This window comes from Streptomyces sp. NPDC051214, from assembly GCF_040682375.1.
In the GTDB taxonomy this organism is placed as follows: domain Bacteria; phylum Actinomycetota; class Actinomycetes; order Streptomycetales; family Streptomycetaceae; genus Streptomyces.
Genome location: NZ_JBFBAT010000003.1, coordinates 301,556 through 326,104 on the forward strand (window position 1 = coordinate 301,556; position 24,549 = coordinate 326,104).

Sequence of the window (24,549 nt, forward strand, 5' to 3'; positions counted from 1 at the left end):
AACACCCCCCACGAAAGCACCCCCGCAACACGAAGGAGCGTCTCGGCTTGCGCTATGTGAGCGACCTTCCGTACGAGACCAAAGAAGAGGAGAACGTCACCATCCCCGCGGCGGACGGAACCCGCCTCGCGGCCCGCATCTGGCGGCCGACGTCCTCCGACCAGGACCCCGTCCCCGCGATCCTGGAGTACATCCCCTACCGGCAGCGTGACCTGACCGCCGAGCGCGACTCCATCCATCACCCCTATATCGCGGGGCACGGTTACGCCTGCGTCCGCGTGGATTTGCGTGGCACCGGCGACTCCGAAGGGGTGCTCAAGGACGAGTACCTGGAGCAGGAGCAGACCGACGCCGAGGATGTCCTGGCCTGGCTCGCCGACCAGCCCTGGTGCGACGGCACCACCGGCATGATGGGGCTCTCCTGGGGCGCCTTCGCCGCGCTGCAGGTCGCCGCGCGGCAGCCGGAGAGCCTGCGCGCCATCGTCATCGCGTCCTTCACCGACGACCGGTACGCCGACGACATGCACTACATGGGCGGCCAGCTCCTGTCGGACAACCTCGCCGAGGCGGGCACCATGTTCGCCTACGGCACCATGCCCCCGGACCCGGTCATGGTCGGCGATCGCTGGCGCGACATGTGGCACGAGCGGATGGAGGGCACCCGCCCCTGGGTGCTGGAATGGCTCAGGCACCAGCGCCGCGACGACTACTGGCGGCACGCCTCGGTCTGCGAGGACTACCAGGCCGTGCGCACGCCCGTCCTCGCCTCCAGCGGTTGGGCGGACGGCTACTCGAACGCGGTGACGCGGCTGCTCGGCAATCTGGACGTGCCGCGCAAGGGCCTGATCGGCCCCTGGTCCCACAAGTTCCCGCACCTCGGTGAGCCGGGCCCCGCCATCGGCTACCTCCAGGAAGTGGTGCGCTGGTGGGACCACTGGCTGAAGGGCGTCGACAACGGCGTCATGGACGGGCCGATGCTGCGGACGTGGATGCAGGACAGTGTCCCGCCCTCCACGTCGTACGAGGAGCGTCCTGGACGCTGGGTGGGCGAGCCGTCCTGGCCGTCCCCGCACATCACGCCCGTCGTGCGGCGCCTCACCCGCCACGGGCTTTCCGAGCCGGTCTCGGAGACGGACGCGTCGCGCGATTCCCCCGAGGGGGAGCGGACGGGTGCGGGCGAGGGGCTGTCCGTCCAATCACCGCTGTCCGTAGGCCAGTTCGGCGGGAAGTGGGCCTCCTACAACGCGCCCCCCGACCTGCCCTACGACCAGCGTGAGGAGGACGGCGGCTCGCTGGTCTTCGAGACCGACCCGCTGACCGAGCGCACGGAGATCCTCGGCTCGCCCTCCGTCGACCTCGACCTGAGCGTCAACCAGCCGGTGGCCATGGTCGCGGTACGGCTGTCCGACGTGGCGCCCGACGGCAGCGCCACGCGTGTCAGCTACGGCCTGCTCAACCTCACCCGCAGCGAGGCCCACGGTGATCCGCGTCCCCTCGAACCGGGGCGCCGATACCGCGCCTCCATCCCGCTCAACGGCGTCGCCCAGGCCTTCCCGCCGGGCCACCGCATCCGCGTGTCCCTGTCCACCTCGTACTGGCCGCTGGCCTGGCCGCCGCCCAAGCCGGTGCTCCTGACCGTGTACGAGACGTCGAGCACCCTGACACTGCCGGTCCGCCCGGTCTCGGAGCCCGACGCCCTGCCGGAGCAGCCCTTCGGCGAACCGGAGGGCATGCGGCCGAGGTCTCCCGTCCAGCTGGTCGCTCCCGAGGAGCGCTGGCAGGTCAAGCGTGACCTGGTCGACTACGCCGCGGAGCTGGAGATCGTCAAGGACCGGGGGACGGTGCGCCTCGAGGACATCAACCTCGACGTCGGCCGCCGCGCCTACGAGCGCTACACCTCCAGGGCCGAGGACTTCACCTCCGCGACCGGCGAATCGGCCTGGACGATGTCCTTCAAGCGCGACGACTGGGACGTACGGGTGGAGACGCGCACGGTCCTCAGCTGCGACGAGGACACCTTCCGGGTGGACGCCACCCTGGACGGTTACGAGGGTGACCGGAGGGTTTTCTCGCGTACCTGGAATGAGACCGTGCCCCGCGACTTGCTGTGACACCGCGCTTGTCGTGACACCACGGCGGAATGCCGTGGTGAGACGGCCGGAATTTTCTGTTTGGCCCCTATGCGGCAGGGCACCCGGTGCGTTGGAGGTTGATCATCTCCTCCCGCCATGTGAATCCCTGCGTCTCGGGGAAAACGAATTGAGGAGTTCTCGATGAGCAACGAAATCTGGAGCTACGCTCCCACCGCCGGGCACGGCCCGGACGCCGATCTGACCGGTTACAAGGTCGAGGCCGCCGACGGCCACATCGGCAAGGTCGACAAGCACTCGAACGAGGTCGCCAACCAGTACATCGTGGTCGACACCGGAGTGTGGATCTTCGGCAAGGAGGTGCTGCTGCCTGCGAGCACCGTGACCGCCATCGACCACGAGGCGCGCAAGATCCTCGTCTCGCGCACCAAGGAGCAGATCAAGGACGCTCCCGAGTTCGACAAGGAAAAGCACCTGGGCGACCCCGCCTACCGTGACCAGCTCGGCGGCTATTACGGCGGCATGGGCCCGGGTCACTGAGCAGCACGGCGGCGTGAACATTCCGCCCCATGGACACCGATGGCGTCCGAGGCAGCATCTGCCTCGGACGCCATCAGGCGTTTATTGAGGCGTTTATGCGGGGGCGCGGGAAAAACCGGCCCGGCGCACTTCACGTCCGCCGGTGCTTTCGCTCAGCCGACGCGGGCGGCGATGACCCGGGCGCATTCCAGGGATTCGGTGTGCGTCGTGTCCACTTCCATGTCGTAGAGCACGCCCTGGTGGACCAGTTCGGCCTGGGACGCGGCCATCCCGGCGGCCCGGTCGCCCCGTGCCGTCTCCCGGCCCGCGGCGACCGTGCTGTCACAGCGGACGCCGACCCACAGCACCCCGACGTCCTTGAGGGCTTTGTGCCACCGCTCCTGGGAGGCCGGACCGCCGAGAAAGACCTCGTCGACGATGATCCGGGCTCCGGCGCGGGCCATCGAGGCGATCCCCTCGATCCAGGCCGCCTCAAGGGTCCGGAACGCGGGGCCGACGGCGACCTTGCCGTCGTCGGCGATCTCGATTCCCTCCGAAGCGGTCCGCATGGCCGCGGGCATGGCGTCGACCAGTGTGTCGCAGCCGAAGGTCAACCACGGATCGGGCAGCACCGCCTGCAGGCACCGCGCGATGCCGGACTTACCGGAACTGGACCCGCCGTTGAGGACGATCACTTGAGTGGTCACCGCGCCACAGTAGGAGCAGCACCGCGCCACCGGAAACGGATTTCGGCCCCGCCCCGGGTGCCGTCCGCGGTCCGCTTGGTCAGCCTCTGCCGTCGTACGGGCTGACCCGTCGGTAGGCGGCTCGCGCGTGCAGGACCCGGCCCGCCGTCGTGCCGACGAGGGCCGCGATCAGCAGACACGTGATCCACTCGGGGTCCCGGTGTCCGGCCCAGGAGATCTCGCCGATGGGATGCGCGGCAAAGAAATTCAGGAGCAGCCAGCACAACAGGGCCGTCCCCGGTGCCGCGACGAAACGGCCCCGCAGCCCGAGGAGCGCGGCAAGGACCGAGAGAGCCGCGAGCGCGATCCCCGTCCGGTCGAGCGCACCGAGCAGATCGAGCACCATCACCAGCACGAAGGCACCCGCATAGGCTCCCGTCCAGATGAAGGGCGTGGCAACAGGCTCGGGAACGACCCGCACCCCTTTGGCGATGTACCGCCACTCCACCACCATGGTTTCCTCCCCACCGCCGGTCCGCCGGGGCGCCGCTGCCCCGGGGACATCCGTGACCGGCGCCTCCCGCAACGGGACGACGCACCGGAGATCGGGCACGGGCGTGGTCCCGGGCAGATTGTCGCACCACATTCGACGGCCGCCGTCCCGACGGACATCGGCCCGGTGGTCTCCCGCTCGTCGTGTCCGCGTCATAATTTTCGGATGAACCTCGCCTCGGCTCCCGAGCCCTCCGCGCCCCGACGGCGTGCCCGCATCGTCGTCGTGGGGGCCGGACCGGCGGGCCTCGCCGTCGCCAACATCCTCCGCGCCGCCTCCGTCGACTGCGTGGTCCTGGAGACGGAGAGCAGGGAGTTCATCGAACAGCGGCCCCGCGCGGGCTTCATCGAGGAATGGGCCGTGCGCGCCCTGCAACAGCGGGGTCTGGCCGACCGGCTCCTGGCGCACGCGCAGACGCACGGCGAGTGCGAGTTCCGCTGGGCGGGGGAGCGCCACCGGTTCGCGTACGCGGAGCTCTCCGGGCACCGCCACTTCGTCTACCCCCAGCCCCTGTTGGTGACGGACCTGGTGGGCGCCTACGCCGACCGGGCGGGCGGCGACATCCGCTTCGGCGTACGCGACGTGGAACTGCACGGCATCGACACGGACCGCCCGTCGGTGTCGTACACCGACCCGGAGAGCGGCGAGCGTGTCCACATCGAGTGTGACGCCGTCGCGGGCTGCGACGGCGCGCGCGGCGTGACGCGGACCTACGCCGCGGCGCGGCGGGCCACCGTCGCCCGGCACGACTACGGCATCGGCTGGCTCGCCCTCCTCGCGCAGGCGCCGCCGTCCTCGGACTGCGTCGTCTTCGGCCTGCATCCGCGCGGCTTCGCGGCCCACATGGCCCGAAGCCCCGAGGTCACCCGCTACTACCTGGAGTGCCCGCCCGGCGACGACCCCGAGAACTGGCCGCACGAGCGCGTCTGGTCCGAGCTGCACGCCCGCCTCACGGTGGCGGGCGCGCCGCCGCTCACCGAGGGGCCACTGATCGAGAAACGCGTCCTCGACATGCACAACTACGTGGTGGAACCCATGGCGTACGGGCGCCTGTACCTGGCGGGCGACGCCGCACACCTCGCCGCCCCGATCGCGGCGAAGGGCATGAACCTCGCCCTGCACGACGCCCTGTTGCTCGGTGACGCACTCGTCGCCTACTGCGCGGACGGGGACGAGAGCGGTCTGAGCGGTTACTCGGAGGCATGTCTGCCGAAGGTGTGGCAGTACCAGGAGTTCTCCCGGTGGCTCTCGGAGCTGCTGCACGGGGCGTCGTCGGGTGACCCCTTCCAGGCGGGCATCGCGACCGCGCGGCTGCGCGGGATCCTCGGCTCGCCGGCGGCGGCGGCCGCGTTCGCCGAGGTCTACATCGGGAAGCGGGCCGATGGCTGAGGATCTGCGGGTGCGCGCTGCCCGGTTAGGGTGGGGGGACCCCCCGCCGTGTCGCAGCCGCCGAGCGCAGCGCTCCCGGCTCCTTCTTCCCGCACGCCCAGGGTGATGCCAGGCGCTGCCCGAGCATGACAGGTACCTCTCTTGTCCACGTCCGCACCGTCCCCGGCCGCCCGGCTGCGTGGCCTGCGCCCCGACTGGCTGTCCGACCCGAAGGTGTGGCGCACCGAGGTGCTCGCCGGTCTGGTGGTCGCGCTCGCGCTGATCCCCGAGGCGATCTCGTTCTCCGTGATCGCCGGGGTCGACCCCGCGATCGGACTCTTCGCCTCCTGCACCATGGCCGTGACGATCTCGATCGTCGGCGGACGCCGGGCGATGATCTCCGCGGCGACCGGCGCGGTGGCCCTGGTCATCGCCCCGCTCAACCGTGAGCACGGACTCGGTCATCTCGTCGCGGCCGTCATCCTGGCCGGCGTCTTCCAGATCGTCCTCGGCGCGCTCGGGGTCGCCAAGCTGATGCGTTTCGTGCCGCGCAGCGTGATGGTCGGCTTCGTCAACTCCCTCGCCATCCTCATCTTCATGGCGCAGGTCCCCGAGATGCACGACGTGCCCTGGCCCGTCTATCCGCTGATCGCGGCCGGGCTCGGCCTCATGGTGTTCTTCCCGAAGGTCACCAAGGTGGTCCCGGCACCCCTCGCGTCCATCGTGATCCTCACGGTCATCACGGTCGGCGCCGGGATCGCGGTGCCGACCGTCGGCGACAAGGGCGAGCTGCCGTCCTCCCTGCCGATGCCGGGGCTGCCCGATGTGCCGTTCACCCTGGACACGTTGACGACCATCGCGCCCTACGCGTTCGCCATGGCGCTGGTCGGCCTGATGGAGTCCCTGATGACCGCCAAGCTCGTCGACGACATCACCGACACCCCTTCCTCCAAGACCCGTGAGTCCATCGGCCAGGGCATCGCCAACATCGTCACCGGCTTCTTCGGCGGCATGGGCGGCTGTGCCATGATCGGCCAGACGATGATCAACGTGAAGGTGTCCGGGGCCCGCACGCGGCTGTCCACCTTCCTCGCGGGCGCCTTCCTGATGGTCCTGTGCATCGTCTTCGGGCCCGTCGTCTCCGACATCCCCATGGCCGCGCTGGTCGCCGTGATGGTGATGGTCTGCTTCGCGACCTTCGACTGGCACTCCGTCGCCCCCAAGACGCTCAAGCGGATGCCGGCCGGTGAGATCGCGGTCATGGTCGTCACCGTGGTGTGCGTGGTCGCCACGCACAACCTCGCCGTCGGCGTGGTCGCGGGATCGATCACCGCGATGGTCATCTTCGCCAGGCGCGTCGCGCACCTCGCCGAGGTCACCGCTTCCACCGACCCGGACGGCGGCCGGGTGACCTATGCCGTCACCGGCGAGCTGTTCTTCGCCTCGTCCAACGACATCGTCGGACAGTTCGACTACGCGGGCGATCCCGACCAGGTCGTCATCGACCTGACGGCCGCCCACATCTGGGACGCCTCGTCCGTGGCCGCCCTGGACGCGATCGAGACCAAGTACGCCCAGCGCGGCAAGACCGTGGAGATCGTCGGCCTGAACAAGCCGAGCGCCCAGATCCACGAGAAGCTCACCGGCGAACTCACCGGCGGGCACTGAGAGTCCGGCACGGATGACTTTTGTACCGGGGGACCGGCGACATCCGTCTCTGCCCCGCACCGCACCCGTTCCGTCACGCTGAGGTGAGTACCGCGGGGGTGTCCGAGCCCCCGCGGACGCCGGCAGAGGGAGGCGTCGAGGCCATGGTCCCGGCGAGTCCGACTGAACAGAGCGTGCCGAGGAGCGGTACGTACGAAATCGACGCGGCGGCCTCGACAGTGCGGTTCCGCACGCGCACGGTCTTCGGCCTGTTCCTGGTCCGGGGCACCTTCGGCATCACCCGGGGACAGATCACCGTGGCCGACCCCGTCGACACGTCCTCGGTGGACGTCACGGTCGGGGCGGCCTCGTTCGACTCCGGTCTGCGGCCCCGCGACCGGCACGTCACGTCCGCCGACTACTTGGACGCGGCCAGGCACCCGGAGATCGAGTTCCGCAGCCGGCAGGTGACGCGGTCCGCGACGGGCACGGCCGTGCTGCAGGGCGAGTTGACGGTACGAGGCGTCACGCGGCCCGTGGCCGTCACGGTCGGGGCGCTCCAGCTGAACGGAGGACGCCTGACCGTCGAGGGCACGGCCACCGTCGATCGGTACGCGTTCGGAGTGACCACGGCGAAGGGCATGACCGGACGCCGCCTGGACATCCACCTCGCGGTCGAAGCGGTCGAAGGGGTCGTCGGCGGATCAACCGGTCCCGGCGGCCCGTGAGGCAGGCGTCAGCGCGCTCTCAGGCGGGGCGTCCGTCGATCCGGGTGCGGCTCGTGATGGACTCGGAGCATGGCTGTAGAGGCTCTCATCGTCATCGACATGATCAACACGTACGACCACCCCGACGCGGAAATCCTCCGTAAGTCGGTCGAGGAAGTCCTGCCCAACGTCCGCAGACTGATCGAGCGGGCACGGGAGAAGGACGTCGCGGTGATCTACGCCAACGACAACTTCGGCCTGTGGCGCTCGCACCACGACGAGCTCCTCGACATCGCCCTGAGCGGTCCGCACGCCGATCTGGTCGCCCCCATCCGCCCCGAGGGCGACTCGCTCTTCGTGGTGAAGGCCCGGCACTCGATCTTCTACGACACCCCTCTGGAGTACCTGCTGCGCCAGCGCGGCATCGAGTCCGTGCTCCTGTGCGGCCAGGTGACCGAGCAGTGCGTCCTGTACTCGGCGCTCGACGCGCACATCAGACACCTGGACGTCGTCGTGGCCGAGGACGCCTGCGCCAGCATCCAGGGTGACCTCGCGGCGGCCGCCTTGCAGATGATGGAACGGAACATGCAGGCACGCCTGGTCCGCTCCACCGACGAGGCGCTGTTCGGGTCCGCATGAACCCGCTGGACGAACTGGACGCGCGGGTCACGGAGTGCTTCGCCTGCCCCCGCCTCGTCGAGTGGCGGGAGGAGGTGGGTCGGGTCAAACGGGCCGCCTTCATGGACTGGACGTACTGGGCCCGGCCGGTGCCCGGGTTCGGGCCGCCGGACGCCTCCATGCTCGTCATCGGCCTCGCGCCCGCGGCGCACGGCGGGAACCGGACGGGCCGGATGTTCACGGGCGACCGTTCCGGGGACGTCCTCTACCGGGCGATGTACGAGCTGGGCCTCGCGTCGAGCCCGCTCGCGGTGTCCGTCGACGACGGCCTGACGCTGCGCGGGGTGCGGGTGACCTCTCCGGTGCACTGTGCGCCGCCCGAGAACAAGCCCACCCCCGGCGAGCGCGACACGTGCAGGCCGTGGCTCGTACGGGAGATGGAGTTGCTGGGGCCCCGGCTGCGGTCGGCCGTGATCCTGGGGGCGTTCGGCTGGCAGGCCGCCCTGCCGGCGTTCGCGGCGGCGGGCTGGCGCGTGCCGAAGCCCCGGCCGCGGTTCGCGCACGGAGCGCGGGTGACGCTGCAGCGTGACGACGCGGAGGTGGCCGCAGGCCGCTCGGCGGCTGCCGAGTCCGGACAGGCCGGGCCGGGCCCCGTCACCCTGTACGGCTGCTTCCACGTCAGCCAGCGGAACACGTTCACCGGCCGGCTGACCCCGGACATGCTCAAGGACGTCCTGCGGGAGGCGGCGGGCGAGGCGGGCATCGCGCCCTACGCACGGGAGCACGGGCAGGACTGACCGGCGAGGCGGTCGCCACCCGTGGCCTCAGCCGCCCTCGACCCCGGTCGAGTCATGGGCCGAGCCGACCGGCTTCGACTCCGGCGAGCCCCGCTGGCGCAGATACACGGAGAAGATGGCCATCGACCCGACGGCCAGCAGTTCGGACTGCCAGTTCTGCAGCGTGCGGTTCCAGAAGTCGGCGGCGCCCAGGTACTGCAACCAGCTGATGGGCGCCTGGAGTTCCCGCAGGTGTTCCTCGTTGTACGCGGCCGCGCCGGTGACGGACTGCGCCAGCCAGGAGAACAGGAACAACGTGCACATGAGGATGCCGAGGGACCGGGAGTACCAGGCCTGCCGCGCGCCGCCGGCAGCCGCCCAGCGCGGCGAGTCGGCCTTCGCGTACGGCCCGACCTTCTGGTCCTTGTCCGCTTCGAGGCCCGCCTTGCCGAGCTCCTTGGACTCGGGCGATCCGCGCTGCAGCAGCCAGACCGTGCCGAAGATGTAGAGGAAGAACTGCAGGTACTCCGACTGCCAGTTCTCCGTCACGTCCACGGCGAAGTCGGAGGTGAGGAGATAGCCGCCGAAGCTCACCGGCCGCAGTTGCTCGGCGATGAGGTGATTGTTGAAGTCGGCGTGCCCGGCGATCGCCTGGCCGGCCAGGGTGAGGACGAAACCGGCGCCGAACACCAGGGTCAGCCCGTTGTCGCGCAGAAAGCGTCTCGCCCGCGTCATCGCTGCATCAGCCCCAGGGTGATGCAGTAGACAAGGCCTCCGGTCACCATCAGGAGATACAGCGTGAACAACGACCGCACCCGTCAACCGCCCTTGATCAGACACTGATACGGCATCTCCGGGCGCTCGGTGCAGCCGGCCGCCGTGATCTTCCACCCGCCGGGGAAGGACGACAGGAAGAGCGTGTCGCGGTTCGTCACGACACGGGCCTGACGCCCGTACACATCGACGGCGCGCACCTCGTCCGCCGTGCCCGCCTTGGGCAGCCCCGCGTCGGACAGGGCGCGCGTGCAGGGCAGTTCGGCGTTCTGCTCCAGCTCGTCGCGGGTCCCGGGGGCCAGCGCCGCGCAGCCGCGCGCGGTGTCCGTCATCCGCAGGTGCTCCTGGAAGCGGAGCACCACCGCCGACGCGGAGTCCTCGCGCTCCTGGACGCTGCCGCAGCCGCTCAGGGCGGCGGCCAGCAGCACTGCCGCGAGGGCACCCGCTCTCGCTCCCCGCATGGCGCGCACCAGATCTGCTCCTCTTCACGGACCGCCGGTCCGGGAGACGATGCCGCACACCTTCGCGGCCGGCTGCCCCCACGCGCCCGACACGCTGTGGCGAGCGGAACGATTCATCTCGGCGGCCTAGAAACGGCCGAGAGGGGGCCCGGAACGGCACGAAGCCCCCGCACGGGAGTGGGCGGGGGCTTCTGCGGAGTCTGGTCAGGCGTCGCGGCGCTTCATGGAGTCGCGCGCGTCCTCGGCACGGTCACGGGCGCCGCCCATGGCCTTCTTGGCCTCGCCCTTGGCCTGGTCCATCTTGCCCTCGGCCTGCTTGCCGCGGTCGCCCGTGACCTTGCCGGTCATCTCCTTGGCCTTGCCCTTCATCTTGTCCATGCCGCCCTTGTCAGCCATGACCACTCCTTTGTCGGTACAGCGCCCACCGGGTGTCACACACGGTGTGGGCCTCTGCGTTCAACGTAAGCGGGACACGGAGACCTCGCCCGTCCAGCGGTCACGCACCGTGACGTCGGGGCTCAGTCCAGGCAGAACTCGTTGCCCTCGGGGTCGGTCATCACGAGGTGACCGGCGCTCAACGGGGGAGCGGGCTCGTCGCGACGCACCCGCTTTGCCCCCAGCGCGACGAGGCGGTCGCACTCGGCCTCCAAAGCCGCCATGCGCTCCTCCCCCTGGAGGCCGGGGGCCGCACGGACGTCGAGGTGGACGCGGTTCTTGGCGGTCTTGCCCTCCGGGACCTGCTGGAAGAACACCCGCGGCCCGTCTCCCTGAGGGTCCTCGATGGCCGACCTGGTGTTGCGCTGGTCCTCCGGTACGCCGATCCGGGCGAGGAACTCGTCCCACGCCGCGAGCGCGTCGGCGCCCTCGGGCAGGTCGACCCCGGGCGGGCCGGGGTGGACGTAGCCCAACGCGTCGCGCCAGAAGGAGGACAGAGCCCGCGGGTCGTGGGCGTCGAAGGTGATCTGGAGGTGACGGCTCATCGGACTGCTCCGTTCGTGGCGGGACTCGTGGCCTTCACCCTGCCAGGGAAGGCGGACAGGATCGGTCCGCCATTCCTGGCAGGGTGGCCCTCATGGACGAGGGACTCGACGACGACCTGGGGACGACCGAGCGCGTGCTCACCCTGCTTGGGCTGCTCCAGCAGCGCCAGGCGTGGACCGGCCCCGAGCTCGCCGACCGGCTCGGGGTCACGACACGCACCGTACGGCGGGATGTGGAACGGCTGCGCACACTCGGCTATCCGGTGTACGCGGGCCAAGGCGTGGGCGGCGGCTACCGGCTCGGCCCGGGGCGCGAACTGCCGCCCCTGCTGCTCGACGACCAGGAGGCGATCGCGACCGCGGTGTCCCTGCTCGCGGGGGCGGGCGGCGCGGTCGCCGGAGCCGGTGACGCCGCGCTGCGGGCCCTGTCCAAGCTCGACCAGGTGCTGCCCGCGCGGCTGCGGCACGAGGTGCGCGCGCTCTCCGACTCGGTGGACGTCTTCGGGGGAGGCCGCGCGCCCGTCGATCCCGGGGTGCTCATGACGCTGGCCAGGGCGTGCCGCGACGAGGTCGAGGCCGGTTTCGACTATCCGTCCAGGGGCCAGGTGCGAGGGCGCCGCGTAGAGCCCTACCGCCTGGTCGCCTCCGACCGGCGCTGGTATCTCCTCGCCTACGACCTCGACCGCGACGACTGGCGCAGCTTCCGCGTCGACCGGATGACCGACGCGTCCGCGCGGACCTTCCGGTTCAGCCCGCGGGAGGCGCCCGACGCCGCCGCGTACGTACAGGAAGGTGTGGCCAGCCGGGTCTACAAGCATCAGGCGCGCTTCCTCGTGCACGCGCCGGCCGACACGGTGCGCGCGCAGATTCCGGCCTCGGCGGCGGTCGTACGGCCGCGGGGGAGCGGGTGCTGCGAGGTGCTCAGCGGCGCCGAGCGCCTGGACGCCGTGCTCCTGCACGTCCTCCTGCTGGGCCACGACTTCGAGGTGCTCGATCCACCGGAGCTGGGCGAACGCTGTCGTGCACTGGCGCAGAGACTTCGCTCGGCCGCCCCAACTGCCCCGCCGTCGCCGGACGTCGAGACACTCTGAGCCGTCGACACCCGCGGAAAACGCAACTCCCGTTCGATGAACACAACTCTCGTCGCACCCGTATCTAGGACCGGACATGTCCCCGGCTCCGGCCGGTGAGCGTATTCGGAAATCCCCCACAGGAGGCGACGAGTTGAGGCACAAGCGAATACCCAAGCGAAAGGCCGTGCTGGCAGGGGCTGCGGCATTGGGCATGGTCGCGACGGCCGTCCTGCTGCAGCAGGCCAACGCCTCGCAGTCGGGGTCGGAGACCGGTTCAGGGGCCGCTGCCAAGAGGCTCAGCGCGGCATCGGCGACGAAGCTGGTCAAGCCGTTGGCCTCGCAACTGGGTGACTCCTACGCCGGGGCGTACTACGACGAGGAGAAGCAGCAGCTCGTCGTCAACGTCGTGGGCGACAACAACGCGGTCGACGTGCAGGTGAAGAGAGCGGGAGCGGTGCTGCGCACCGTCGACAACAGTTCCGGCGAACTGGGCTCGGCCACCAAGACGTTGGCCAGTCGGGCCACCATCCCCGGCACCGCGTGGGCCACCGACCCCAGGACCAATCAGGTCGTCGTCACGGCCGACCGCACCGTCACCGGCGAACGCTGGGACAAGCTCGAGGCGACCGTCGACTCACTCGGCTCGGGCATGGCCCGCATCCAGAAGTCCGCCGGGGAGTTCAAGCCCTTCGCGGCGGGCGGTGACGCCATTTTCGGAGGCGGCGCACGCTGCTCGCTCGGCTTCAACGTGACGACCGAGGACGGCAGCCCCGGCTTCCTCACGGCGGGGCACTGCGGGGTGGCCGCCGAAAGCTGGTCCGACGCCCAGGACGGTGCGGCCATCGGAACCGTCCAGGCCGCCACCTTCCCCGGTGACGGCGACTTCGCGCTGGTCACGTACGACGACCCGGCGACGGAGGCCCCGAGCACGGTCAACACCGGCGACGGTCAGACCACGGAGATCGTGCAGGCCGCCGAGGCGGCGGTCGGGCAGGAGGTGTCCCGCATGGGCAGCACCACCGGCCTCCAGTCCGGCGCGGTCACCGGCCTCAACGCCACGGTGAACTATCCGGAAGGCACCGTCAGCGGACTCATCCAGACCGACGTCTGTGCCGAACCCGGGGACAGCGGGGGCTCGTTGTTCACCGCCGACGGCAGCGCGATCGGCCTCACCTCGGGCGGCAGCGGCGACTGCACCGCGGGCGGCGAGACCTTCTTCCAGCCCGTGACCACCGCGCTGGAGGCAGTCGGTGCCGAGATCGGCGCGGGCGGCAACTGAGGGGCGTACGCAGCCCTGACAGCCAGGAGCCCTGACAGACAGGAGCCCTGACCATCGCGGCGCCGACCGCCCCCCCCCGGGCGTGCGGCGCCGCGATGCGGTGAAGCCGGTCAGCGGTGAAGCCCGTCAGTCGACCGGCTTGCCGGGCTGGTCGTGGGTGGAGCAGTGGATGCCGCCCCCGCCGGAGGCGATGGTGTCGATCCGGACAGGCACGACGTCCCGCTCGGGGAAGTGCTCGCGCAGGATGCTCTGCGCGCGTCGGTCGGCCTTCCGGTCCCCGAACTCGGGCAGGAACACAGCGTCGTTGGCGACGTAGAAATTGGTGTACGTCGAGACGAAGTCGTCGCCCTCGCCCCTGATCCTGTCCGGGTCGGGCTGCGGCAGATCGACGACTTCGAAGGACCGGCCCCTGGCGTCCTTTGCCTCGCCCAGCACAGCCTTGGCCTGGTCGGCCGACCGCGACCAGGAGTCGGCGGGCATGCCGGGAACCGCGCGGTCGAGAAGCACCACACCGGGTGCGGTGAACCGCACGAGGCTGTCCACGTGCGCGTCGGTGATGTCCTCACCGCGCACGCCGGCCAGCCAGATCACCTTCTCGACGCCCAGCGTCCGCTTGAGCTCGGACTCGATCTGGTCCCGGCTCTTTCCCCGGTTGCGGTTGTCGTTGACGATCGAGCTCTCGGTGATGAGGAGAGTGCCCTCGCCGTCGGTCTCGAAGGAGCCGCCCTCGGCGACCAGGGGAGCCTTCCTGCGCGGGATGCCGTACTCCGGCAGGAGCGAGCGGCCCACGCGGGCGTCGTTGGTGTGCTCCTGCTTGTTCCCCCACCCGTTGAAGTTGAGGTCGATGCCGACCACGTCACCGTCCTGCTCCACGAACACGGGCACGGTGTCACGGGCCCACAGGTCGTCGACGGCCAGGGAGATGACCTCGACGTCGCTCCCGCAGGCCTTCTGGGCGGCCTTCCGCTGCTCGGGCCTGGCCAGCATCACGACGTACTCGTACTCCGCGATGGCACGGGCGACGCGCGCGATGTCCTCGCGTACGTACGGGAGGTCCTCCTCCCACACCGACTCCAGGGCGGGCCACGACATGAAGGTGCGCGCGTGGCTCTCCCACTCGGCGCCCATGCGCAGCCCCTTGGCTGTCGTGGCCTCGGCGCCCGGCCCGCACGCCGAGGCACCGAGGGCGGCGGTGCCGATTCCGGCGAGCGTCCGGAGGGTGGTGCGACGCGAGGGGAAGAGAGGGGACACGGTGTGCTCCGGACAGTTGAGGGGGGTCACACGGCTGTGATGATGTCCGACTCTGACACAAACTGAAAATTCAGTCAAAGAAGCGGGTGCATCCCGGAGCGCCGCGCCCGGAAGGGCCCGATAGGGTCTGGATCCATGGCGTCTCGCACCACTCAGATCCTCGAAGCGGCCGCACGGCTCATCGCCCGTCGCGGCGTCCGCGGCCTGCGCGTAGAAGAACTCGCCGCCGAGGCCGGGGTGTCGACCGGATTGATCTACTACCACTTCAAGGACCGCACCGGGATCCTGCGCCACACGCTGGAGTTCATCAACGACCGCGCCGAGCGGTACACCACCGACCGCGCGACGGACGCCGAACCCCTGTCCCCGCGTGCGGAACTGGACGAGACCCTCCTGCTCGAACTGCAGGACACCCAGGTGGTCAGGGAGAACAGCACCGCGTGGGGCGAGCTGCGGGCGAGCGCCGTCTTCGACGAGGTGCTGCGCGAAGACCTCGCCAGGGCCACCCTGGTGTGGGTCCAGGAGGTGGCAGCCCTCCTCGGTCAGGTGCAGCCGACGGCCCCGGCGCCCGCCCTGGCCGCGGCGGCTGAGCGGCTCACCGCCCTGCTCGAAGGGCTCAGCATGCGCTGGCTCAGCGGCGGCCTGCGCATCGACCACGCGCGTGAGCTGATGCGCGGAGCCGTCGACGCCGAGCTGGCGCTGCTGCGGGAGAAGTAGCGGATTGAAGGTAGAGCCCTACGCCACTGAAAATTAGGTCAGTGGGGGAGGCCGGTGGTCGACCCGCCTCACGCCATGCTCGTCGCACCGTCCAGGGACTCGCGGATGATGTCGGCGTGGCCCGAGTGCTGGGCTGTCTCCGTCACGATGTGCATCAGGACCTGCCGGGCCGACCACTGCGCGCCGTCCTCGGACCACGGAGCCTTCGGCAGCGGCCACGAGACGTCCAGGTCGGGCAGGGTGGCGACCACTTCGTCGGTCCGGCGGGCCACCTCGGCGTAGTCGGCAAACACGCCTGCCAGCGTCTCGCCGGGCAGCAGCCGGAAGCTGTCCGCGCGGGCGGCCCAGTCGGCCTCGGTCATGGCCGTGAAGTCCGGCATCGACGCCGGGCCGTCCAGAATGAAGCCCACCCAGGACTCCTCCACCGCGGTGACGTGCTTGATCAGGCCGCCGACGCACAGCGCACTGGCGGTGGTCCGCTGCCCGGCCTGCTCGTCGGTGAGGTCACGTGCGGTGAAGCGCAGGAAGTGGCGGTGCTTGGCCAGCGTCTCCAGCCACTCGGCGCGCTCGCCCGTGACGGTCGGGGCCGCTGCCTGGTCGGAGGTGGTGGTCGCTTCGGTCGCAGTCATGGTGCTTCGCCTTCCGGTGTGCCTGTCTCGCCGGTCGAGGAACACGTTAAGAGGCGTATAGGTCAGACGCTGTCCTAGATCACGGGCTGCCCGGGGGATATCCCTACCTCGGGCCGGGCGGCCAGCAGGATCGTGCCGGGCCGTCGCCCCCGGACATGCTGAGACCGGCAAATGCCGCTGGTTTTCTTCCATGTATCCCCAGGAGTTGGCGCGTGCGTGAGCAGGTATGGCAGAGGTCCCGTTCTTCCCGGCGGCAAGGAGGTCCGCGCAGAGCCCTTCCCGTCGCGGTCGCAGTGGCCGTCGGCGTCATGACGGCGGGCGCCCTTGCGCCACCCGCCGCAGCCGAGCCCAGGCCGGACGCCGTCGACACCGTTCAGCAGGGGCTCGACAGGCTGGTGCGCTCCGACGGACTGCCCGCAGCGCTGGCCGGCGTGCAGAGCCGCGGGGACCGCACCCGTGCCTACACCGCGGGGGTCGGCGACGTGGCGACCGGCTCGAAGGTGGCGAGGGACGGCCGGGTGCGCATCGGCAGCAACACCAAGGCCTTCACCGCGGTGGTCGCGCTGCAACTGGTCGGCGAGGGGAAGATCGGCCTCGACACCTCGGTCGAGACCTATCTGCCGGGCCTCGTCCGCGGCGAGGGCATCGACGGCAACCGCATCACCGTCCGCCACCTCCTGCAGCAGACCAGCGGTCTCCCCAACTACAGCAACTACCTCGGGGAAGAGGTCCGGTACTTCGCACCGCGTGAACTCCTCGACATCGCCCTGAGGCACAAGGCCGACTTCGAACCCGGGAAGAAGTGGGCGTACAGCAACACGAATTACGTGCTGGCCGGCCTGCTCATCGAGAAGGTCACCGGCCACTCCCTGGCCGAGGAGATGGACCGGCGCATCATCAAGCGCGTCGGGCTGCGCCACACCTACTTCCCCGCCCCTGGGGACGCGAGCATCCGAGGCCCCCACCCCCACGGCTACTACCGCGATTCGCCCGACGGGCCCCTGCAGGACATCACGGAGATCGACCCTTCCTGGGGGTGGGCCGCGGGGCAGTTGATCTCCACCAACTCCGACCTCAACCGCTTCTACTCCAAGCTCCTGGACGGCCACCTCCTGCCTCCGGCCCAGCTCGCCCAGATGCGCGGCTCCACCCGTCCCGCCGACGAGACCTTCGGTCCTGGCGCCCGCTATGGCCTGGGACTCGTGAGCAAGCCGCTTGCGTGCGGCGACGGCCTCTACTGGGGCCATGGCGGCAGCTTCCCCGGCTACGAGACCCGGGGCGGAGCCACGGACGACGGCCGCGCGGTCAATGTCGCGGTGACCATGCAACTGGACGACGCGGCGGGCAGAGAGCGCGTCGACAAGGTCGTGGATGCTGCCCTGTGCCGATGAACCGGCGCGCGCGCAGCGGTACTTGATGTCCCTCAGTCCCCGCAATCTGCGGCGGCCCTGCCCGCACTCGGTGAGCCCCGCTCGGCGTGAGCCGGGCGGGGCTGCTGCGCAACCGCCCGCCACTGCACACCTCTTGAGTTGCCCGCCGTACGCGACCTAGGCTTGCCGGGCCTTGAATGAAACGTTTCATTCGTGTTCTGGGCACTCGGATTCATCATCCAAGGGACGTGTGATGAGCGAAGAGCGTGAGATGGCGCGCGGCAGCGCGTGGAACCGGCGGGCCTTTCTGCGGACCTCCGCGGTCGGCGCCGGAGTGGGCGTCATAGGGCTGGGCCAGGGCATGGACACCGCCGCCGCGGACGAGCGCGGGGACCAGGGGGAGGGGGCAGGGGCGTTGAGAGTCGAGCGCACCACGGTCGAGTACGCGCCCACCCTGCTCGGTACGGACGTCGCCGAGCCGCGGCTGAGTTGGGAACTCTCGGCGCCTGGTCAGGGCGCCCGGCAGAGCGCGTATCAGATCCGGGTCTCGCTCGGCATGGGCGCCGGAAAGGGCAGCAAGGGCGCCTCAGCGGTGTGGGACTCCGGTCGCGTCGCCTCCTCGCGGACCCTCGGAGTCCCGTACGGCGGGCCCTCGTTGAAGCCTCGTACGCGCTATCACTGGCAGGTGCGGGTCTGGGACGCCGACGGCCGGGCCTCGGCCTGGAGCACCTCGCGCTGGTGGGAGACCGCGCTGGCCAAGGACGCCTGGCGGGGCCACTGGATCGGCGCGGACGCGGCGCCGAAACCGCCGGGCTTCGAGGGGGCGTCATGGATCTGGTCCCCCGGCTCCACCGTGGAGAACGCGCCGGCGGGGGCCAGGTGGTTCCGCGGCGTTCTGGAACTGCCGGAGGGCACCGATGTCTCCGCCGCCCAGGTCGTGGCCACCGCCGACGACGACTTCACCCTCTACGTGGACGGCCAGGAAGTGCTGCACGCGCCGGAGCAGACCGACGGCTGGCGGTCCGCGCGGCTGGCCGACGTGACCGAGCACGTGCGAGACGCGGGCCGGCGAGTGGTGGTCGCAGCCCGCGCCACGAACCGCGGCAGCGCCTCGGTCAACCCCGGCGGCCTGCTCGTCCGGCTGCTGGTGCGATCCACCGGCGACGTCCACGAGTTGGTGACCGGCGCCGGGTGGAGATGCGCAGAGTCCGAGCAGGAGGGCTGGCAGGGGGCCGCCTTCGACGACAGCGGCTGGCCCGAGGCGAAGGTGCTCGCGCCCTACGGCCAGGGTCCCTGGGGCAGCGACGCACAGGTTCCGGCGACCGAGCAGCCCGCGCCGCTGCTGCGCCGCGAGTTCACCGTCCGCAAGCCCGTGACGCGCGCCCGCCTCTACATCAGCGGCCTGGCGTACTACGAGGCGCACCTCAACGGCCGGCGGGTCGGCCGTCACGTGCTCGACCCGGGGTTCACGGACTACGAGGAGACGGTCTTCTACGCCGTGCACGACGTGACGGACCAGATCCGTCGGGGCCCCAACGCCATCGGCGTCACGCTCGGCCGCGGCTTCTACGGCATGACGACGCCCAACGTGTGGAACTGGCACAAGCCGCCGTGGCACGGGGAGCCCCAACTCCTCGGCCAACTGGAGATCGATCACCCGGACGGCTCCCGCACCACCGTCGCCACGGACGGCTCATGGCGGATGACGGAAGGCCCGACCCGCACCAACTCCCTGTACGCGGGCGAGACGTACGACGCCCGCGAGCAGCCTGGGAAGTGGACCGAGCCGGGGTTCGACGACGGGGGCTGGCAGCGGTCCGTGCGCCGTGATCCGCCGAAGGGTGAGCTGCGGGCGCAGCCCCACGACGCGATCGAGGTCATCGACACCGTGCGTCCTGTGGCGGTGAAGGCGCACGGCGACGACTGGATCGTCGACATGGGACGCACCATGGCGGGATGGACGCGCCTACGAGTGCGCGCCGGCGCGGGCACCCTCGTACGGCTCGCGCACGGCGAGAAACTCAAGGACGACGGAAGCGTGCACGCCGAGACAGGGCATGTACCCGGCCGGTTCCAGACCGACGAGTACATCTGCGCGGGCGGCGGCGCCGACGAGGTGTGGGAGCCCCGATTCTCGTACAAGGGTTTCCGCTATGTGCAGGTCAGCGGGCTGCCGGGCAAACCCGACCTGGACGACGTGCTCGGCCGGCTGGTCCACACGCCCGTCGAGGACACCGGCACCTTCGCCTGCTCCGAGCCGTTCTACGAGCGGCTCGAGAAGGCCATGCGGCGCACGATCCAGAACAACCTGCACGGCATCCCCACGGACACACCGATGTACGAGAAGAACGGCTGGACCGGCGACGCGCAGGTGGGCGCGCCCGTCATGATGTACGCCCTCGGCATGCACCGGTTCCTGGGCAAGTGGCTCGGCGACCTGCGCGACAGCCAGAACAAGGACGGCCAGCTGCCGGTGATCGTGCCGAGCGGCGGCTGGGGGTACGGGGACCTGGGCCCGTCCCCGGAGTGGACGACGGTCTACCCGTTCCTCGTGCGCGAGATGTACCGGGTCTATGGCGACGAGCGGGTCATCGAGCAGCATCTGCCCACCCTGGTGCGGTACTTGGACTGGGAAACCGACCGGCTGAAGGACGGCCTGGCGGTCACGGCCCTCGGCGACTACCTCTCGCCCGGCTACGGGGGCAACCCGCCCGAGGACACCCGGCTCACCGCGACCGCGTATCTGCACCGGGCGCTCACCGACACCGCCGAGATGGCACGCGTAGCGGGTGACAACGATGTCCGACGGCGTTTCCTCGATACCGCCGAAGAACTGAAGAAGAGCCTCAACGCGACGTTCCTCGCCCCCGAAGGCCACTACCGCACGGCCAAGGACCCCGGATACCGCCAGACCAACAACTGCATACCGCTGGCCTTCGGCCTGGTGCCGCCCGGCGCGCGGGCGAGCGTCACCGCCTCGCTCCTCGACGACATCAAGAAGCGGGGCAACCACCTGAACACGGGCTGCCTCGGCACGAGCGTGCTGCTGCGCTGCCTCAGCGCGCAGGGCCACTCCGAGGTGGCCCACGCCATCGCCACCCAGCGCACGTACCCGAGTTGGGGTCACTGGCTCGACAACGGCGCGGACACGATGTGGGAGATGTGGCCGCTCGACTCACGCTCACGCGACCACTATTTCCAGGGCACCGTGGTGCAGTGGCTGTACGAGAACGTGGCGGGGCTGCGGCCCGGCGACGAGGGGTACCGCACCTTCACCGTGCGCCCCGACGCGCGTACGGGCGTCACCTGGGCGCGCACCGAGTTCCACACCGTGCGCGGACCGGCGGAGGTGTCCTGGTCCCGCGTCGACGAGACGGTACGCCTCACGGTGCGGGTCCCGGTGGGCGCGACGGCCGAGGTTCACGTGCCGGCCGCATCGCGCACGGCGGCACAGGCTCCCCAGGGCGCTGAGTTCGTGCGCACGGAACCGGGCTACGCGGTGTACCACGCGCCGCACGGGACGTGGAGGTTCAGCGGGCGCCCCTGACGCTCCCGGACATGTGTGACCCCGCCTCGGTGCTCTGTGCCGAGGCGGGGCCGCAGCAGACGGGTCGTCAGCTGGGCCATCTGTGCTGGGCGTCGGCGTCCACGGGCATGCGATCACACCCGGAAGGATCAGTGTGCCGGCCCCCGTCCGGGAGAGACGGACGCCCCCTGGCCTGCCGGTTCGCCCGGTCCTGTCCCCGCCGCCGGGCCCTGCCCCGGATCCTCGCGCTGCGCTCTCCAATAAGTCGGGTTAGTTTGTGCACGTTTTTCCGACTTGTGATTTTCGTCCTGCGCTCTGTGGGCCGAAAGGGGAGCCCTGCCGCGTGTAGGGGGGAAGGCAGGCGATGGTCAAGACCTTGAGTGCCCCGCTCGTCCCAGTGGAGAGCCGTGGCCCGACGCCGATCGTCCGTACGCCGCGACGCGCCACGGGTCAGGTGTGGCCGGCCGCCGTGGCGGTGGCTTTCGCGCTGGTCCAACTGGCCCTCGTACGGCCCGGGATGGGGCTCGGCTGGGACGAGGCGGTGTACGTCAGCCAGGTCAGCGGGCACGCCCCGGCTGCGTTCTTCAGCGCGCCGCGCTCCCGTGGGGTCTCCCTGCTGGCCGCGCCGATCGCCTCCTGGTCGTCGTCCACCTCGCTCCTGCGGGTCTACATGGCCCTGCTGTCCGGCCTCGGCCTCTTCCTGGCGCTGCGCGTCTGGCGCGGGCTCTTCCCGCAACGGGTGGTGGTCCTGGCCGGCGTCCTGTTCGCGACGCTCTGGGTGACCGTCTTCTACGGTCCTGAGGTCATGCCCAACTACTGGGTCGCGATCGGCGCCCTGGCCGTGGTCGGCTGCTTCCTGCGGGCCCAGGCCGACCGCCACGACCGGGCCGCGCTGTGGGGAGCGGGGGTGGCGGCGGCGCTGCTCGCCTGGATGCGGCCCACCGACGCCGTCTGGGTGGTCCTCCCGCTGTTCGTGCTGCTGCTGTGCGTACGCCGGTGGCGTCGGCCGCGGCTTTTCGCGGCGCTCGTCGCGGGCCTCGGGTCGGGGGCCGTCGGCTGGGTGGCCGAGGCGTACGTCAGCTTCGGCGGGCTCGACGCGCGCCTGGCCGACGCCTCCCGGATCCAGGGCGGCCTCGGCTGGAACATCGCCGTCCTTGACCAGCTGCGCGGTCTGGGCGGCCAGACCCTGTGCCGCCCGTGCGACAGCCCGGTTCCGGCCCCCGAGCTGATCGCGTGGTGGTTCGCCCTGCCGGTGCTCGCCGCGCTGGGCCTCGCCGTCGCGGTCCGGGGCCGGCGCACCGCGCGCACGCTGCTGCCGCTGGCCTGCGCCACGACGGCGGGCATCCCGTACCTCTTCATGATCGGATACGCCGCCCCGCGCTTCCTGCTGCCGTTCTACGCGCTGCTCGCCATCCCGGTCGCCGACGCCCTCGTCCACCTGGTCACCACCCCGCGCCGGACGTGGCGACCGGTGGCGGTGACGCTGGCGGCGCTGGTCTTCGCCGGGCACCTGGCCATGCAGTACGTGGTCCTTGAAGACACCGTGGCCCGCTCGACCGCCGGCCGCCAGGAGTGGGCGCGCACGGCGGCCGAGCTGCACCGGCTCGGCGTACGGCCGCCCTGCGTGGTGAACGGCCACGAGGCCCTGCCGATCGGCTTCTACGCCGGGTGCTCATCCGCCCAGACCCAGGGGCACAACGCGAGCATCAGCCAGGCGGACCTCCTCCGGACGGCCCAGCGGACACCGACGGCCACTCTGGTCCCGGAGAAGGACGGGCCGCCGGGCTACGCGCGCGACTGGCCGTCCCATCGGGCCGGTGACCTGCGCATTCATCTGGGCCCCGCGGTCCGGGCTGACAGCCGGGGGTGACGCGGGCCGAAAGCCCGTCTCTCGACGCGGTCATTCGCACCCTTTTTGGCATATGAACTGTTTGCGTCTCGCGGTGACGGGTACCCCGGGTTGGGGCCGGAACGCGTTGTTCCGCCGCCTGCCGTCACTCGTCGCTCTGGAGAGTTCATGCCGGATCAGCGCAAAAGTTCGTTCGCGACCGTGAGCCCGTACACGGGGGAGACCCTCGTGGAGTTCCCGGTCATCGAGGGCGAAGAGGTCGATGCGACGCTGGAGACCGCGGGCCACGCGTTCGACGCGTGGCGCGAGCGCCCGATCGCGGAGCGCGCGGCCGTTGTCGGACGCGCGGCCGACCTGATGAAGGAACGCAAGGAAGAGCTCGCCCAGCTCATCACCCTGGAGATGGGCAAGCTCATCTCCGAGGCGCGCGGCGAGGTCGACCTCGCCGCGTCGATCCTGGAGTACTACGCGCGCCACGGTCCGGACTTCGCCGCCGCGGAGCCGCTGGACTTCGAGGGCGAGGGCGAGGCGTACCTCGTCAGCGAACCCCTCGGCGTGCTCCTCGGCGTCATGCCGTGGAACTTCCCGCTCTACCAGGTGGTCCGTTTCGCGGGCCCGAACCTGGTGCTCGGCAACACCGTCCTGGTCAAGCACGCCGGCATCTGCCCGCAGTCCGCGCTGGCCCTGGAGTCGCTCTTCCGCGACGCGCAGGCCCCGGAGGGTGTCTACACGAACCTCTTCGTGAGCCACGAGGAGATCTCCCGCATCATCGACAGCCCGGTGGTCCGCGGAGCCTCCCTGACCGGCAGCGAGGGAGCGGGGGCCAAGGTCGCCGAACGGGCCGGGCGGAACATGAAGCCCAGCCTCCTCGAGCTCGGCGGCAGCGATGTCTTCATCGTCCTCGACGGCGAGAACCTCGAGCGGACGATCGGGGCGGCGGTGGCGGGCCGGATGGCGAACACCGGCCAGAGCTGCGTCGCCTCCAAGCGGTTCATCGTCGTCGAGGACGCGTACGACGCCTTCGTCGAGGGGATGCGGCGCAAGTTCGAGGAGCTGCGGCCGGGCGACCCCGCGGACGAGTCGACCACCCTGGGCCCGCTCTCCTCCGAGCAGGCGGCCTCGGACCTGGCCGACCAGATCCGCGAGACGGTGGAGCAGGGCGCGGAACTGGTCACCGGCGGCCACCGGATCGACCGGCCGGGTGCCTTCGTCGAACCGACGGTCATCACCGGCGTCAAGCCGGGCATGCGCGCCTACGCCGAGGAGCTCTTCGGTCCCGCCGCGGTCGTCTACCGCGTCGCCGACGAGGACGAGGCGATCGCCCTGGCCAACGACAGCCAGTACGGCCTCGGCGGATCCGTGTTCTGCGCGGACGTGGAGCGGGGCCGCAAGGTGGCGGAGCGCGTGGAGACCGGCATGGTCTGGGTGAACCACCCGACCTCGACCCAGCCCGACCTGCCGTTCGGCGGCATCAAGCGCTCCGGCTACGGGCGGGAGCTCTCGAAGCTCGGCATGCAGGAATTCGTGAACCGCAAGCTCGTCCGGGTCCTGCCGCCCGACGCGAAGCTGCACGGCATCGCCGGCTGAGCGAGCGAGCCGGCCCGCCCGTACCGCCCGCACATCCGCTGCGGGACAAAAGCTGACCATCCGTGTGTTTTGCGGCCGAGTGAACGGCA

The 24,549-nt window shown here is 70.7% G+C and carries 22 protein-coding genes; 14 read left to right on the forward strand and 8 right to left on the reverse strand.

Annotation, left to right across the window (positions count from 1 at the left end; translation table 11 throughout):
- Positions 1-47 precede the first annotated feature (47 nt).
- Both AB0M70_RS09325 and AB0M70_RS09330 read left to right on the forward strand, forming a co-directional pair.
- On the forward strand, positions 48-2,111 hold the full coding sequence (locus AB0M70_RS09325) for a CocE/NonD family hydrolase (RefSeq protein ID WP_365818064.1): 2,064 nt from the start codon (positions 48-50) through the stop codon (positions 2,109-2,111).
- A 162-nt stretch (positions 2,112-2,273) separates the two neighbouring features.
- On the forward strand, positions 2,274-2,630 hold the full coding sequence (locus tag AB0M70_RS09330) for a PRC-barrel domain-containing protein (RefSeq protein ID WP_365818066.1): 357 nt from the start codon (positions 2,274-2,276) through the stop codon (positions 2,628-2,630).
- 152 nt (positions 2,631-2,782) lie between these two features.
- Here the strand turns inward: AB0M70_RS09330 and cpt are convergent, their stop codons facing one another.
- Both cpt and AB0M70_RS09340 read right to left on the reverse strand, forming a co-directional pair.
- The gene (gene cpt, locus AB0M70_RS09335; RefSeq protein ID WP_365818068.1) at positions 2,783-3,316 is read right to left on the reverse strand and encodes a chloramphenicol phosphotransferase CPT; all 534 of its coding nucleotides are present in this window, start codon (positions 3,314-3,316) and stop codon (positions 2,783-2,785) included.
- Positions 3,317-3,395: 79 nt separating this feature from the next.
- Entirely contained in the window at positions 3,396-3,809 is a 414-nt protein-coding gene (locus AB0M70_RS09340; RefSeq protein ID WP_365818070.1) for a hypothetical protein, read from the reverse strand.
- Positions 3,810-4,013: 204 nt separating this feature from the next.
- On the opposite strand from AB0M70_RS09340, the gene AB0M70_RS09345 reads away from it, so the two are divergent.
- The 5 genes from AB0M70_RS09345 to AB0M70_RS09365 all read left to right on the forward strand — a co-directional run bounded on the left by AB0M70_RS09345 (position 4,014) and on the right by AB0M70_RS09365 (position 8,985).
- A complete protein-coding gene (locus AB0M70_RS09345) occupies positions 4,014-5,237 on the forward strand; it encodes a 4-hydroxybenzoate 3-monooxygenase (RefSeq protein ID WP_365818072.1) in 1,224 nt (407 codons plus the stop codon).
- Between the two features lie 141 nt (positions 5,238-5,378).
- Positions 5,379-6,884, forward strand: coding sequence for a SulP family inorganic anion transporter (locus AB0M70_RS09350; protein ID WP_365818074.1), 1,506 nt, complete (start codon positions 5,379-5,381; stop codon positions 6,882-6,884).
- A 143-nt stretch (positions 6,885-7,027) separates the two neighbouring features.
- Positions 7,028-7,591 (forward strand): YceI family protein, encoded by a 564-nt coding sequence (locus AB0M70_RS09355; RefSeq protein WP_365818076.1) that lies wholly within the window; start codon positions 7,028-7,030, stop codon positions 7,589-7,591.
- Positions 7,592-7,660: 69 nt separating this feature from the next.
- Positions 7,661-8,209 (forward strand): isochorismatase family cysteine hydrolase, encoded by a 549-nt coding sequence (locus AB0M70_RS09360; RefSeq protein WP_365818078.1) that lies wholly within the window; start codon positions 7,661-7,663, stop codon positions 8,207-8,209.
- Complete coding sequence (locus AB0M70_RS09365; RefSeq protein ID WP_365818080.1) at positions 8,206-8,985, forward strand: uracil-DNA glycosylase; 780 nt, start codon at positions 8,206-8,208, stop codon at positions 8,983-8,985. The genes AB0M70_RS09360 and AB0M70_RS09365 overlap by 4 nt, the downstream gene beginning before the upstream one ends.
- 27 nt (positions 8,986-9,012) lie before the next feature.
- Here the strand turns inward: AB0M70_RS09365 and AB0M70_RS09370 are convergent, their stop codons facing one another.
- From AB0M70_RS09370 to AB0M70_RS09385, 4 genes are all read right to left on the reverse strand, one after another.
- Positions 9,013-9,699, reverse strand: a complete 687-nt coding sequence (locus tag AB0M70_RS09370) for a DUF6766 family protein (protein WP_365818082.1) — start codon at positions 9,697-9,699, stop codon at positions 9,013-9,015.
- An 83-nt stretch (positions 9,700-9,782) separates the two neighbouring features.
- Positions 9,783-10,199, reverse strand: a complete 417-nt coding sequence (locus AB0M70_RS09375) for a hypothetical protein (RefSeq protein WP_365818084.1) — start codon at positions 10,197-10,199, stop codon at positions 9,783-9,785.
- 204 nt (positions 10,200-10,403) lie between these two features.
- On the reverse strand, positions 10,404-10,595 hold the full coding sequence (locus AB0M70_RS09380; protein ID WP_365818086.1) for a CsbD family protein: 192 nt from the start codon (positions 10,593-10,595) through the stop codon (positions 10,404-10,406).
- Between the two features lie 122 nt (positions 10,596-10,717).
- Positions 10,718-11,179, reverse strand: a complete 462-nt coding sequence (locus tag AB0M70_RS09385; RefSeq protein ID WP_365818088.1) for a VOC family protein — start codon at positions 11,177-11,179, stop codon at positions 10,718-10,720.
- Positions 11,180-11,271: 92 nt separating this feature from the next.
- On the opposite strand from AB0M70_RS09385, the gene AB0M70_RS09390 reads away from it, so the two are divergent.
- Positions 11,272-12,270 carry a WYL domain-containing protein gene (locus AB0M70_RS09390; RefSeq protein WP_365818090.1) on the forward strand — a complete coding sequence of 333 codons (999 nt, stop codon included), beginning with the start codon at positions 11,272-11,274 and terminating at the stop codon, positions 12,268-12,270.
- 133 nt (positions 12,271-12,403) lie between these two features.
- Positions 12,404-13,531 carry a S1 family peptidase gene (locus AB0M70_RS09395; RefSeq protein WP_365818092.1) on the forward strand — a complete coding sequence of 376 codons (1,128 nt, stop codon included), beginning with the start codon at positions 12,404-12,406 and terminating at the stop codon, positions 13,529-13,531.
- A 126-nt stretch (positions 13,532-13,657) separates the two neighbouring features.
- On the opposite strand, the gene AB0M70_RS09400 is transcribed toward AB0M70_RS09395, so the two are convergent.
- Positions 13,658-14,782 carry an agmatine deiminase family protein gene (locus AB0M70_RS09400; protein ID WP_365818094.1) on the reverse strand — a complete coding sequence of 375 codons (1,125 nt, stop codon included), beginning with the start codon at positions 14,780-14,782 and terminating at the stop codon, positions 13,658-13,660.
- Positions 14,783-14,917: 135 nt separating this feature from the next.
- On the opposite strand from AB0M70_RS09400, the gene AB0M70_RS09405 reads away from it, so the two are divergent.
- Positions 14,918-15,499, forward strand: coding sequence for a TetR/AcrR family transcriptional regulator (locus tag AB0M70_RS09405; RefSeq protein WP_365818096.1), 582 nt, complete (start codon positions 14,918-14,920; stop codon positions 15,497-15,499).
- Between the two features lie 68 nt (positions 15,500-15,567).
- Here the strand turns inward: AB0M70_RS09405 and AB0M70_RS09410 are convergent, their stop codons facing one another.
- The gene (locus AB0M70_RS09410; protein WP_365818098.1) at positions 15,568-16,128 is read right to left on the reverse strand and encodes a DinB family protein; all 561 of its coding nucleotides are present in this window, start codon (positions 16,126-16,128) and stop codon (positions 15,568-15,570) included.
- A gap of 308 nt (positions 16,129-16,436) precedes the next feature.
- Between AB0M70_RS09410 and AB0M70_RS09415 the strand changes: the two genes are divergently transcribed.
- The 4 genes from AB0M70_RS09415 (at position 16,437) to AB0M70_RS09430 (ending at position 24,460) form a co-directional block, all read left to right on the forward strand.
- Positions 16,437-17,519 carry a serine hydrolase domain-containing protein gene (locus AB0M70_RS09415; RefSeq protein WP_365818771.1) on the forward strand — a complete coding sequence of 361 codons (1,083 nt, stop codon included), beginning with the start codon at positions 16,437-16,439 and terminating at the stop codon, positions 17,517-17,519.
- A 232-nt stretch (positions 17,520-17,751) separates the two neighbouring features.
- Positions 17,752-21,045, forward strand: coding sequence for a family 78 glycoside hydrolase catalytic domain (locus tag AB0M70_RS09420; RefSeq protein ID WP_365818100.1), 3,294 nt, complete (start codon positions 17,752-17,754; stop codon positions 21,043-21,045).
- A 343-nt stretch (positions 21,046-21,388) separates the two neighbouring features.
- Complete coding sequence (locus AB0M70_RS09425) at positions 21,389-22,894, forward strand: hypothetical protein (protein WP_365818102.1); 1,506 nt, start codon at positions 21,389-21,391, stop codon at positions 22,892-22,894.
- Between the two features lie 147 nt (positions 22,895-23,041).
- Positions 23,042-24,460: an NAD-dependent succinate-semialdehyde dehydrogenase gene (locus AB0M70_RS09430; RefSeq protein WP_365818104.1), complete on the forward strand. Its 1,419-nt coding sequence runs from the start codon at positions 23,042-23,044 to the stop codon at positions 24,458-24,460.
- The last annotated feature ends 89 nt before the right edge of the window (positions 24,461-24,549 follow it).

Bases quoted from the DNA above. Each gene is read 5' to 3' on its own strand.
- AB0M70_RS09390 (WP_365818090.1), top strand. From the start codon at position 11,272: ATGGACGAGGGACTCGACGACGACCTGGGGACGACCGAGCGCGTGCTC.
- AB0M70_RS09360 (WP_365818078.1), top strand. From the start codon at position 7,661: ATGGCTGTAGAGGCTCTCATCGTCATCGACATGATCAACACGTACGAC.
- AB0M70_RS09375 (WP_365818084.1), bottom strand. From the start codon at position 10,199: ATGCGGGGAGCGAGAGCGGGTGCCCTCGCGGCAGTGCTGCTGGCCGCC.
- AB0M70_RS09385 (WP_365818088.1), bottom strand. From the start codon at position 11,179: ATGAGCCGTCACCTCCAGATCACCTTCGACGCCCACGACCCGCGGGCT.
- AB0M70_RS09355 (WP_365818076.1), top strand. From the start codon at position 7,028: ATGGTCCCGGCGAGTCCGACTGAACAGAGCGTGCCGAGGAGCGGTACG.
- AB0M70_RS09365 (WP_365818080.1), top strand. From the start codon at position 8,206: ATGAACCCGCTGGACGAACTGGACGCGCGGGTCACGGAGTGCTTCGCC.
- AB0M70_RS09345 (WP_365818072.1), top strand. From the start codon at position 4,014: ATGAACCTCGCCTCGGCTCCCGAGCCCTCCGCGCCCCGACGGCGTGCC.
- AB0M70_RS09405 (WP_365818096.1), top strand. From the start codon at position 14,918: ATGGCGTCTCGCACCACTCAGATCCTCGAAGCGGCCGCACGGCTCATC.
- AB0M70_RS09340 (WP_365818070.1), bottom strand. From the start codon at position 3,809: ATGGTGGTGGAGTGGCGGTACATCGCCAAAGGGGTGCGGGTCGTTCCC.
- AB0M70_RS09420 (WP_365818100.1), top strand. From the start codon at position 17,752: ATGAGCGAAGAGCGTGAGATGGCGCGCGGCAGCGCGTGGAACCGGCGG.
- AB0M70_RS09430 (WP_365818104.1), top strand. From the start codon at position 23,042: ATGCCGGATCAGCGCAAAAGTTCGTTCGCGACCGTGAGCCCGTACACG.
- AB0M70_RS09370 (WP_365818082.1), bottom strand. From the start codon at position 9,699: ATGACGCGGGCGAGACGCTTTCTGCGCGACAACGGGCTGACCCTGGTG.
- AB0M70_RS09380 (WP_365818086.1), bottom strand. From the start codon at position 10,595: ATGGCTGACAAGGGCGGCATGGACAAGATGAAGGGCAAGGCCAAGGAG.
- AB0M70_RS09415 (WP_365818771.1), top strand. From the start codon at position 16,437: ATGACGGCGGGCGCCCTTGCGCCACCCGCCGCAGCCGAGCCCAGGCCG.
- AB0M70_RS09330 (WP_365818066.1), top strand. From the start codon at position 2,274: ATGAGCAACGAAATCTGGAGCTACGCTCCCACCGCCGGGCACGGCCCG.
- AB0M70_RS09425 (WP_365818102.1), top strand. From the start codon at position 21,389: ATGGTCAAGACCTTGAGTGCCCCGCTCGTCCCAGTGGAGAGCCGTGGC.
- AB0M70_RS09410 (WP_365818098.1), bottom strand. From the start codon at position 16,128: ATGACTGCGACCGAAGCGACCACCACCTCCGACCAGGCAGCGGCCCCG.